At 67.9% G+C, this 11554-nt stretch carries 6 protein-coding genes; 4 read left to right on the plus strand and 2 right to left on the minus strand.

Annotated elements, in window-relative coordinates:
• Nucleotides 1–19 precede the first annotated feature (19 nt).
• Genes ACH0CP_RS16440 through ACH0CP_RS16455 form a run of 4 tightly spaced genes read left to right on the plus strand, consistent with a single transcriptional unit; the run spans nt 20 to nt 8102 of the window.
• Complete coding sequence (locus ACH0CP_RS16440; RefSeq protein ID WP_406889789.1) at nt 20–1561, plus strand: tryptophan halogenase family protein; 1542 nt, start codon at nt 20–22, stop codon at nt 1559–1561.
• A 22-nt stretch (nt 1562–1583) separates the two neighbouring features.
• Nucleotides 1584–3515 (plus strand): sialate O-acetylesterase, encoded by a 1932-nt coding sequence (locus tag ACH0CP_RS16445; protein WP_406889787.1) that lies wholly within the window; start codon nt 1584–1586, stop codon nt 3513–3515.
• Nucleotides 3516–3546: 31 nt separating this feature from the next.
• Nucleotides 3547–6216: a glycoside hydrolase family 3 C-terminal domain-containing protein gene (locus ACH0CP_RS16450; RefSeq protein WP_406889820.1), complete on the plus strand. Its 2670-nt coding sequence runs from the start codon at nt 3547–3549 to the stop codon at nt 6214–6216.
• Nucleotides 6213–8102 (plus strand): NPCBM/NEW2 domain-containing protein, encoded by a 1890-nt coding sequence (locus ACH0CP_RS16455; RefSeq protein WP_406889785.1) that lies wholly within the window; start codon nt 6213–6215, stop codon nt 8100–8102. The genes ACH0CP_RS16450 and ACH0CP_RS16455 overlap by 4 nt, the downstream gene beginning before the upstream one ends.
• Nucleotides 8103–8111: 9 nt before the next feature.
• Here the strand turns inward: ACH0CP_RS16455 and ACH0CP_RS16460 are convergent, their stop codons facing one another.
• Nucleotides 8112–9170 carry an alpha/beta hydrolase family protein gene (locus ACH0CP_RS16460; RefSeq protein ID WP_294442513.1) on the minus strand — a complete coding sequence of 353 codons (1059 nt, stop codon included), beginning with the start codon at nt 9168–9170 and terminating at the stop codon, nt 8112–8114.
• Complete coding sequence (locus ACH0CP_RS16465) at nt 9167–11551, minus strand: glycosyl hydrolase family 95 catalytic domain-containing protein (protein ID WP_406889783.1); 2385 nt, start codon at nt 11549–11551, stop codon at nt 9167–9169. Before ACH0CP_RS16465 ends, ACH0CP_RS16460 begins: the two co-directional genes overlap by 4 nt.
• Nucleotides 11552–11554 lie beyond the last annotated feature (3 nt).

Here is an 11554-nt window from a genome sequence, read left to right on the forward strand (position 1 = left end):
TTCGTCCGGAGGTTCGGTGATGAAGCCCGTACAGAACATCGTGATCGTTGGCGGGGGCACGGCCGGCTGGCTGACCGCCGGCGTCATCGCGGCAAAGCACCAGACGCGTCGCCCGCACGGCTTCACCGTCACGCTGGTCGAATCCCCCAACATCCCGATCATCGGCGTTGGCGAGGGTACCTGGCCGACGCTGCGCACGACGCTGCGCAAGATGGGCATCTCCGAGACCGCATTTCTCCGCGAGTGCGATGCCGCCTTCAAGCAGGGTGCGCGCTTCAACCGCTGGACGACGGGCGCCGCCGATGACGGCTATTATCACCCGCTGATGCTGCCGCAGAACTTCGGCCAGGTTAATCTGGCGCCGCACTGGTTGGCGAATGAAGAGGGCCAGAGTTTCTGCGACGCCGTGACCTCGCAGGGCCGGATCTGCGACCAGGGGCTTGGCCCCAAAACGATGGCGACGCCCGAGTTCGAGGCGGTTGCGAACTACGCGTATCACCTCGACGCCGGCAAATTCTCGAGCTTCCTTCAGCGGCATTGCTGCGACCAGCTTGGCGTGCGCCACGTGCTGGCTGACGTGACCGAGGTGCGGATGGCCGAAAACGGTGATATCGCCGGGCTGGACACCGGACAGGGAATTGCAATTGAGGGCGATCTGTTCGTCGATTGCACCGGCTTCGCCGCGCTGCTGATCGGCGGCGCGATGAGCGTGCCGTTCCTCCCGCGTGGCGGGGAGCTGTTCTGCGACACCGCACTTGCGATCCAGGTGCCCTACGCGAATCCCGACGATCCCGTCGCCTCGCATACCATGTCGACCGCGCAATCGGCGGGTTGGATCTGGGATATCGGGCTGCCCACCCGCCGGGGTGTCGGTCACGTCTTCTCGTCCAGCCACATCAGCGCCGAAGAGGCCGAGCGGGAGCTGCGCACGTATCTCGGCGGCGCGGGCGCCGACTTGCCCGTTCGGCAGCTCAAGATCCGATCGGGTCATCGGGAGCGCTTCTGGGAGCGCAACTGCGTCGCCGTCGGCCTCGCCGCGGGATTCCTCGAGCCGCTCGAAGCATCCGCCATCGTGCTCATCGAATTATCGGCCAAGCTGATCGCGGAGCAGCTGCCCGCCTGCCGTGAGGTGATGGACACCGTCGCGCGTCGCTTCAACGACACCACAAGCTATCGCTGGGGGCGCATCGTCGACTTCCTGAAGCTTCACTATGCGCTAACTCAGCGCACCGACACCGACTTCTGGCGCGACAACGTCCGCACCGAGACGATGAGCGATCGGCTACGCGAGTTGATGGAGCTGTGGAAGTTCCAGTCGCCGTGGCTGCACGACGAGTTCGATCGGGTCGAGGAGGTATTTCCCGCCGCAAGCTACCAATATGTCCTTTACGGCATGGGCGCACGCACTGCGCTGATACCCGGCATGCTCGACGAGGAAATCGCCGTCGCCGCGCGTGCGCGCCGCGAGAACAAGGCGCAGACCGATCGGATGATCACAGCCCTTCCCCGCCACCGGGACCTGCTGGAGCGGATCGCCCGCCACGGCCTGAAATCGATCTGATTGAGCGAGCGCCCTTCCCCTGATGCTGAAACCTGCCCTGTTCGTCGCGCTGGCCCTCGCCGCCCCATCCATCGCCGCCGCGCCGCGGCTCGATGGGGTGATCGGCGATCACGCGGTCGTGCAGCGCGATCAGCCGATCACCGTGTCGGGCGAGATCGCCCCGGGCGAGTCGGTGATGGTCGCCCTCGGCGGCCAGGTCGCAACCACGACGAGCGACGGCGACGGGCGGTTTTCCGTCCTTCTACCCGCGCTGCCCGCTGGGGGGCCGTTCGATCTTACCGTTGCTGCGGCGAGTGGCGCGACCGTGGCGCGCGACATCCTTGTCGGGGACGTCTTCCTCTGCTCGGGACAGAGCAACATGGAGTTGCGCGTCGATCAGGCGCAGGCTCTGTTCCCCGAAGCACGCCCCCCCGTCGACGACGGGCTGCGCCTCCTGACGGTTGATCGCGCGGTCGCGATAACCCCTCAGCGCCGCTTCGCGCGAAAGCCGGAATGGTCGATTGCCGGCCCCGAGACGGCACAGCGCTTCTCGGCGGCATGCTTCTTCATGGTGCAGTCGCTTCGCGGGACAGCGACGGTGCCGATCGGCGCAATCCACGCGAGTTGGGGCGGGTCCCGCATCAGCGCGTGGATGAGCGATCGTGCGCTTCGTGCGGCGGGTATGGCGACCCAGGCTGATCAACTCACCCGCTACGGGCGCGACCCCGCGGGGGAGACCGCACAGGCGGGCGCCGCCTGGGAGGCGTGGTGGCGCAGCACCTCGGGCGATGCCCCGGGCGCCGAACCATGGCAACCCAGTGCCACGATCGACTGGCAACCGGTGCCCGCAATCACCAATTTCGAGGCGTGGGGCGTCCCCGCTCTCGCCGACTACAACGGCATGATCTGGTACCAGCGCGAGGTTGAGGTATCGGCGGCGCAGGCGAAGCAGCCCGCGACACTCATGCTCGGCGCAGTCGACGATGCCGACCGTACCTGGCTCAACGGGCGCGGCGTCGGCGGCAGCAGCCAGCCGGGTCAGCAGCGCGTCTACAGTCTTGCACCGGGTGCCCTGCGCGCGGGAAGCAACGTGCTGACCGTCAACGTCGACGACGGTTATGCCAACGGCGGCATGACCGGTCCGGCCCAGGCAATGCGCCTCATCTTCGCGGACGGGTCGATCATTCCGCTGGGAGACGGCTGGCGCTACGCGGTCGCCCAGCCAGTAGGCGGCGGCGCGCCGCGCGTTGCATGGGACGACATCAACGGCGCGGGCACATTGTTCAACGCCATGATCGCCCCCCTCGCTCCGGTCCGGCTCGCGGGTATCGCTTGGTACCAGGGTGAGTCGGACACCGACATTCCCGGTTATGATCGCCGGCTGGCGGCGCTCATCGCCGACTGGCGGCAACGCTTTGGCACCGCGCGCACGGCCGCGGGAATCGTGCAGCTCTCCTCCTACGGCGACCCGGCAAGCACACCGGTCGAGAGTGGCTGGGGATATATCCGCGACGCGCAGCGTCGCGTGGCGGCCGCCGATCCGCACGCCGGCCTTGCCGTCACGCATGACATTGGCGATCCGTTTGACATTCATCCCGGCGAGAAACGCCACGTCGGCCTGCGCCTTGCACGGGCGATGCGTGCAGCGCTCTATGGCAAGCCAGAGGCTCCCGCGGGACCGGCTATCGCCGACGCTAGGCTTGCCACCGATGGCAGCATCGTCCTGCGCTTCACGGGCGTCACCGGCGCGCTACACGCAACCGGATCTGATCGCGCGATCGGCTTCGAGCTTTGCGAATTAGCCCCCCGCACCTGCCGCTTTGCCTCGGGCACGGTGCACGGCAGCGCGATCACGCTGCCTGCCGACGGCCGCCCCGTCACGCGCGTACGCTATGCCTGGGCGGACGTGCCCGCCACCAATTTGACCGACGAAACGCCGCTACCGGTCGGCACCTTCGAGGTGCCGGTCCGCTAACGCCAGCGACGTTCAGCAGGGGGAGATGCTGATGCGACATGGATGCAAGGCGGTGCTGCTCGCCGCCGCCGCGCTCGTGACGACGACCGGCACACTGGCACGCGAGACAGCGCCCATCGCCCCCCGCCCCGAAGGAAGCGACGAGGCGAGCCGACTGGCGCGCGAGCTTGTCGCCCGCATGACGCTTGAGGAGAAGCTGCCGCAGCTGCTGAACGTCGCGCCAGCGATCCCGCGGCTGCAGATCCCCGCCTACAATTGGTGGACAGAGTCCCTGCACGGAGCGCTGGGGCCGCTTGCGACGACCAACTTCCCCGAACCCATCGGGCTCGCCGCCACCTTCGACCGCGACATGGTGCGTGACGTCGCCGCAGCGGTGAGCACCGAGGTGCGCGCGCTGCACACCCTGGGGCGCCAGACCGGGCGGCTGGGCCGAATGGGGACCGGGCTCGATACCTGGTCGCCCAACATCAACATCTTCCGCGATCCGCGCTGGGGCCGCGGGCAGGAAACCTATGGCGAGGATCCGTTCCTGACCGCCGCGGTGGGCAGCGCGTTCATCCGCGGCATGCAGGGCCCCGACCCCGATCGCCCCAACGTGATCGCCACGCCAAAGCACTTTGCGGTTCACAGCGGCCCTGAGGGCACGCGCCACGAGGCGAACGTCTTCGTTTCCGCACACGACCTCGAGGATACCTACCTGCCCGCGTTCCGTGCCGCGATCGTGGACGCGGGCGCTGGATCGGTCATGTGCGCCTACAACCGGATCGACGGCCAGCCGGCTTGCGCCAGCGACCTGCTGCTCAAGGATCATCTGTTCGGCGCCTGGGGCTTTCGCGGTTACGTAGTGTCGGACTGCGATGCGGTGCGCGACATCGCCGACAACCACAAATATGCGCCGGACGCAGCCGCCGCCGTCGCCGCGGCGATGCGCGCGGGCGTCGACAACGAATGCAACGGTGGAACGCTGAGCGACACCGCCGGTCTGGAGGAACGTTATCGCGAGGCGTTGACGCGCGGCCTCATCACCGAGGGCAATGTCGACGACAGCCTCGTGCGGCTGTTCGCCGCGCGCTATCGCAACGGCGACCTTCCTGGGCTCGCCAAGGCACCGGCCGCGGTGCCGGCTTCGGCGGTCGGCTCGCCCGCGCATCGGCAGCTCGCAGTGGCAGCGGCCGAGAAGTCGATGGTGTTGCTGAAGAACGCGGGCGTGCTCCCGCTCGGACCGGGTGTGCGCGTCGCGGTAATCGGGCCGCTCGGGGACGCGACGCGGGTGCTGCGCGGCAATTACTCCTCGCCGCTGTCTGGCCCTCCCGTCTCCGTCCTCGAAGGCCTGCGCACCGCGCTCGGAACCGATCGTGTATCCCTGGTCCCGTTCGGCGAGTCAGTCACCGACGGCGATCGCGTGCCACCGACCGCGCTGTTGACGCCGGACAGACGGCCGGGCGTGCTGGTCCGCTATTTTAATCCCGAGACGCCAGCCCCCGCCAAGTTCGCGCCCGGCACACGGGAAAAGCTGCTGGCGACGATCAAGTACCAAGCCCAGCCTGTCGTCACCCGCGTGGAACCCGACGTGGGCGATCGCAACCTCGAGCTCGCCAAGGTCGCCGACGTTCACCGCGCCGAATGGTCTGGCTTCCTAATGCCGCCGGAAAGCGGCAGCTACCGCGTCGGCCTGTCGGGCAGCGGAGCGACACTGACGCTCGACGGCCGTGTGATTTCCGACCGAACCAAGGCCCGGTGGAACGATCTTCCCACCATGACGACGCTGAAGCTCGTGGGTGGCCATCGCTATCCCTTCCGCATCACCGGGAACGACGCCAACCTGATGTGGAAGCGCGTATCGCCGAACCCCGCCGCGAATCTGCAGGCAGCCGCCGATAAGGCCGACGTGCTCGTTGCGGTGGTGGGCCTCACCTCTGACCTTGAGGCCGAGGAGACAGGGGTTAAGGTGCCGGGCTTCTCCGGGGGCGACAAGACGACGCTCGATCTACCCGCCGATCAACTCGCGATGCTCGAACAGGCGCGCGCCACCGGCAAGCCGATCGTCCTGGTGGCAATGAACGGCAGCCCGATCAACCTGGCGTGGGCCAAGGACAATGCCGCAGCGGTGCTCGAGGCCTGGTATCCCGGCGAGGCGGGCGGCACGGCCATCGCCAACATCCTGTCAGGACGCTCCAACCCGGCGGGTCGCCTGCCCCTTACCTTCTACCGCAGCATCGATGACCTGCCACCCTTTGACGATTATCGCATGGCGGGGCGGACCTATCGCTACTTCCGCGGCACGCCGGTCTACCCGTTTGGCCACGGCCTGAGCTACACGAGCTTCGGCTACGCGCCGCTGCAGGTGACCCCGGTCCGCGGTGACGCGGGCAAGGGCATCCGGGTCACAACGCGCGTGACCAACACCGGCGCGCGCGCCGGCGACGAGGTGACACAGCTCTATCTGCGTTTTCCGCAGAAGCCGGGGGTACCCGATCTCGCGCTGCGCGGGTTCCAGCGCGTCTCTCTCGCGCCCGGTCAGAGCCGTGACATGACGTTCGAGCTTTCCCCGCGCGACCTGAGCGCTGTCGCGCCGGACGGGCAGCGTTCCGTGTTCACCGGTGACTATCAGGTAAGCGTCGGCTCGGGGCAGCCCGGAGCGGGTGTCGCAGGGCACACCGCCAGCTTCACGGTCGCCGAAGCGCTGGATCTGCCGCGGTGATCCGCCGCGTGGCGCTTTGCGCGGCGGCGCTGGTGCTGCCGCTGTCCGCAGCTGGCGACCCGCTGGCGCCGACCGGCCGCTGGAGCGCCAACACTGCCGGCCACGCACCGGTCCCGCCGATGGGCTGGAACAGCTGGAACGCCTTCAACAGCGATGTGGACGAGGAGAAGGTGCTCGCATCCGCCAAAGCGCTGGTCGACACCGGCCTCGCCCGGCTGGGCTATCGCTACGTCAACATCGACGACGGCTGGTGGCTGAAGCGCCGCCAGCCGGATGGCCGGCTTATCATCCGCACGGCGCGCTTCCCCTCCGCTGCGACCGGCACCGACCCTAGCTTCCGCCCGCTTACTGACCGGCTGCACGCGATGGGGCTGAAGGCCGGCATCTATTCCGACATCGGCCGCAACAGCTGCGGCCAGATCTACACGCCCGACTTCAAGAACCAGCCAGAAGGCACCGTCGCTGAGCGCGAAGTGGGACTCTACGGCCACGTCGACCAGGACATCCGCCTATTCTTCGCCGAGTGGAACTTCGATCTTATCAAGGTCGATGGCTGCGGCGTCCGCGGGCTGCCCGCCGAGGCGCCACGGGTCCGCGCGGGGCTGTACCGCGCGCTGCCGCCGCTGATCGACACCCAGTCGCTGGGCGACACCAACATAAGCGCTGTACGGACATTATACGAAGCGGTCGGCGCTGCCATCCGCCGCCATGCCGGCCACCGCGACTATGTCTTCTCGCTCTGCCTGTGGGGCTCGGCAGACGTGCGCAGCTGGGGCAAGGACGTGGGCAACATGTCACGCACCAGTGACGACATTCAGCCAGTGTGGGCGCGTATGCTCACCAATCTCGACACCGTGACGCATCGTGCGCTCTATGCTCATCCAGGCTCTTGGAACGATGCCGACATGCTGTTCGTCGGCTCGGGCGAGTTCGATGAGGCGCACTTGACCGAGGCGCGATCGCACTTCTCGCTTTGGTCGATCCTCAATTCGCCGCTGATCATCGGCTACGACCTGCGCAAGCTGACGCCTGCGCTGCTGACGATCTTCGGCAACCGCGAAATCGTCGCGCTCAACCAGGACGCTGCAGGCAACCAGGCGGTGCTCGCCTACGATTCGGATCAGGCGCAGTTCTTCGTCAAGTCGCTCGCAGACGGCAGCAAGGCGGTGGCGCTGTTCAACCGGACGGCGACCCCGGTCGATGTCGTGCTGACCGCCGGGCACCTCAAGATGCTGCCGACGCGCGATGTCGCGCTGCGCGATCTCTGGTCGGGCAAGGAGCACCGCTTCCGCGGCGAGCTTCCGCTCACACTAGCGCCGCACGAGACGATCGTGTTCCGCGCCACGGGCGCGCGGCGGCTGCCGGACGGCGTGTACCTCTCGGAGCAGCCCGGCCGCGTTAATCCGGCATTCGATGGCGTCCTGCTACCTGAGGCCGACCCAACGATTCACCGCTCGATCACACCCTGGATCGGCACCCGCGGCGGCGGCGAGCATGTCCAATATGCCGGCTGGGGCGGCGCCGAGGCGGACCGGGCGCCCTATGGCAAGCTGCTCCGGGTAGCGCGCACCGAATACGATACGGGGATCGGGGTGCTCGCGGGCTCGCGGCTCGAGGTGCGCAACGCAGATTTTCGGCGCTTCACCGCGCGCGTGGGCGTCAACGACACTGGCTTGCCTGCCGCGGGGACGATTACCTTCGAGGTATGGGGCGACGGTCGCCTCCTCGCCCGCTCGCCTGCCAAGGCGTTCGGCGAACCGGCAGAGCTGCTGGCTGCGGACACTACCGGGGTGCGCATCCTCGAACTGGTCGCGCGCGGTGCCGGCGCTCGGCCGGACCTGCCAACGCAACCCGCCACCTGGGCTGACGCCGCCCTGTTGCGCTGACGGCGGCGCTCAGTGAGGGAACGCGAGCGCGCCGGAAAAGAACGGCAGCACCACGTCCTGGAAGCGCGTCGCGACGCCGCTGGTGTGATCGCCCGGATAGACTTCGAAGCGGTTGGCGATCCCGTAGCGGTCTAGCGCCTCGTGGAGCCGCAGCGCATCGTCCTTGAGGCCGTCGCGATCGCCAACATCGATGCCGATCGCCCGGTAGCGTCGCAGGTCAGCGACGTGCTGGTCGAGCATTGCCAGCGGCGCGTTCGCTGCCCAGCGCGCCAGCACGTCCGATTGCGGCTGACCGTCCTTCACGGGCAGGTCGAGGAACAGCGGGGGCGCCTTCGGATTCGGTGACCAGGCCGCCGCCGTTGCGAGCTGCGCGCGCAGCAGCCAGGGCAACGAAGCGCTGTCCGCCGGCGCTCGCAGGGCCCGCAGCGTCTGCTCCTGCGCCGGATCGGGCGTGCCGAGCGCGCGCACCGAGAGGCAGCACGGACTCAGCATGTAGATCGCACCGAACACGTCAGCGTGGTTCATGCCGATGCGCGCGGTTCCGTAGCCGCCCATCGAATGCCCTGTAAGCCCCCTGCTCTCGCGCTTGGGAAGCGTGCGATAGTGCGCGTCGACATAGGCGACGAGATCCCGCGCGATAAATGTTTCGAAGTCCCCCACCGCCACCGAACGCGAATAGAAGGAGCCGTTGTGAACGGTTTTGCTGTCGGGCAGCACGACGATCATCTCGCGCGCGCCCTTGGCGAACGCGCCCTCAACCGTCTGCGGTACATGAATTTCACCGATCCACTGTGTCGCGCCGATCGAATAACCATGCAGCGCATAGACGACGGGGTACCGTCGACGCGACGCGGTGCGATAGCTCGGCGGCAGCACTACAATGACCTCGCGGTCAGCGCTCTCGCCCTCCAAATTGCCCTCGATTGCGGGCGAGTGAACGGTAATGCGCTCCACTGTCACCGGCTTCGCGCCAGGGACGACGGGCGGCGCCGGCGTAGCGACCTGTGCCCAGCAAGGCGACACGAATCCGAGCAGCACCGCGCTGGCTAAAACAAGGGTCCGGATCATGCTGTGATCTCCTTTCCGGACGCAAGAGCCCCCGGTGCGATTTCAAGCGTCGGTCCGCGCAGTTGCAGCGGCCGACCGGGCTGCAGCATCACCTCGCGCACCGTATTGGCGTGGCGGATCACGCGACGACCCCCGTCCTGTGCGGTGACGGTCGCTTCAATCAAGCGACCGGATCCCCAGCTGAGATCGACGACGGCGGCGCCACGCGCGCGCAACCCGGCAATGCTGCCGGCCGGCCACGCGCGCGGCAGCGCGGGCAGCAGCAGGATCTCATCATCCCTGCTCTGCAAGAGCATCTCGGCGATCGCGCGCGTGCCGCCGAAATTACCGTCGATCTGGAAGGGAGGATGCGCGTCGAACAGGTTGGGATAAGTCCGCTCTGGGCCGAGCAGGTAAGCAAGAATGCGGTACGTCCGCTCACCGTCGCGCAGCCGCGCCCAGAGGTTTGCGCGCCAAGCGGTCGCCCAGCCAGTCGACTCGTCGCCGCGCAACTCAAGTGAGCGCCGCGCGGCGTTGGCCAGCGCAGGCGTACGATCCGGGTCGATCTGGTAGCTTGGGAACAGCGCGTAGAGGTGGGACACATGGCGGTGCTGCGGCTCAGGTGCCGCCATGTCCCAGTCCTCGCGCCATTCCTGAAGCTGCCCCGCGGCGCCGACGCGATCAGGCGCGAGGCGCGCGCGGGCTGCGTGCAACTCATCCACAAGCGCACGATCAGTGCGGAGCAGCGTGGCGGCGCGGGCGACCTGATCAAACAGGTCGCGCAGGATCTGGTTGTCCATCGCGGGCCCGGCGCAGAGCGATGCTCCCCTCGCGTGCGTGTTCTCGGGCGACAGCGAGGGATTGGTCACTAACGCGCCGGTGGCGGGATCGTCCTGAAGCGTGTCGAGGAAGAACAGCGCCGCGCCGCGCATCAATGGATAGACCGAGCGTAGATACGTGAGGTCGCGCGCAAAATCGTAATGATCCCATAGATGGGTAGCGAGCCAGGCGCCGCCCATCGGCCATAGGCCCCATTGCGCACCGTCGATCGGCGCGGTGGCGCGCCACAGATCGGTATTGTGGTGGCACACCCAGCCCCGAGCACCGTACATCTTGCGCGCGGTGCGGGCGCCGGAAACCGCCAGATCGCGCACCATCTCGACGAGCGGAGCGACACATTCGGGCAACGCGGTGACGTCCGTCGGCCAATAATTCATCTGCGTGTTGATGTTGACGGTGTACTTCGATTGCCAGGGCGGATCGGCCGCCTCGTTCCAGATGCCCTGGAGGTTGGCGGGCTGGCCGCCGCGCTGCGACGAGGCGATCAGCAGGTACCGGCCGTAATCGAAATAGAGCTTCACCAGCGCCGGATCGCCAGCGGCGCCAGCGCGAATGCGTTCATCTGTCGGCCGATCGGCGGACGCCGTACGGCCGAGGTCAAGCCGCACACGGCGGAACAATTGCTGGTGCGCGGCGATGGCATCGGCGCGGATGGCCTCGAACGAACGGCGGGCGGCACGATCGAGCGTCGCGCGGCACGCCGCCTCGGGATCCCCGCTGACGTCATCGAAACTTCTGTAGCTTGTCGCCATCGCGATCAGGATCGTGATCGAGCGCGTGCCGTGCACCACCAGGCGGTCTCCGTCAGTGGCGACGCTGCCGTCGTCTGCAGCGACGTGCGCACCGGCCGCGAAGCGCAACGCTCCCGCGATCCCCGCACGCGCGCCGTTCCTGCCCGTCAGCCAGAGCAGCCCGCGCTGCGACACCGTCCGCGCGCCCGGCTGCGCCGAACGCAGGCTGATCGCTAGATCGAAGCTCCGGTCCGCGGCGATGCGCAGCGCGATCAGTTCGTCGCCCCCGGCCGCGAAGACCTCCCGCGTGAAGTTCCCCCCGCACCGCCTGAAAAAGGTGGTGCTGACCGCCGAGTCGAGATCGAGTTCGCGCCGATATGCCGAAACGTCGCCAGCATCATGGCCTTGCAGCTCGATGAACAGGTCACCGAGCGGTTGGTAGGCCATCTGCGTCCGCGGGCGGCCGATCAGCGCCTTGTCGGCAAGCGCCTGTGCCGCTGCATAGTCACCCGCCGAAACGAGGCGCCGCACCTCGTCCAGCGCCTCCCGGGCGCCAGGCGCTACCGGGTCGTATGGCCCGCCGGTCCACAGCGTCGCCTCGTTGAGCTGCAGCCGCTCTCGCTCGACGCCGCCGAACACCATCGCCCCGAGCCGCCCGGTGCCGACCGGCAATGCCTCGGTCCAGGTCGCGGCAGGGCGGGTGTACCACAGCAGGCTGTCGCGCTGAAGCGTGATCGCTGCTGAAGCCGGGATCGGAAGTGTCAGCGCTGCCGCGGTACCGGCAGCGCCTTCGAGCACCGCCCGGCGCGTCAGGCGGGAAGCGTCGACCATGCC

The sequence above is a fragment of the Sphingomonas sp. 179-I 2A4 NHS genome, from assembly GCF_045369135.1.
GTDB lineage: Bacteria > Pseudomonadota > Alphaproteobacteria > Sphingomonadales > Sphingomonadaceae > Sphingomonas.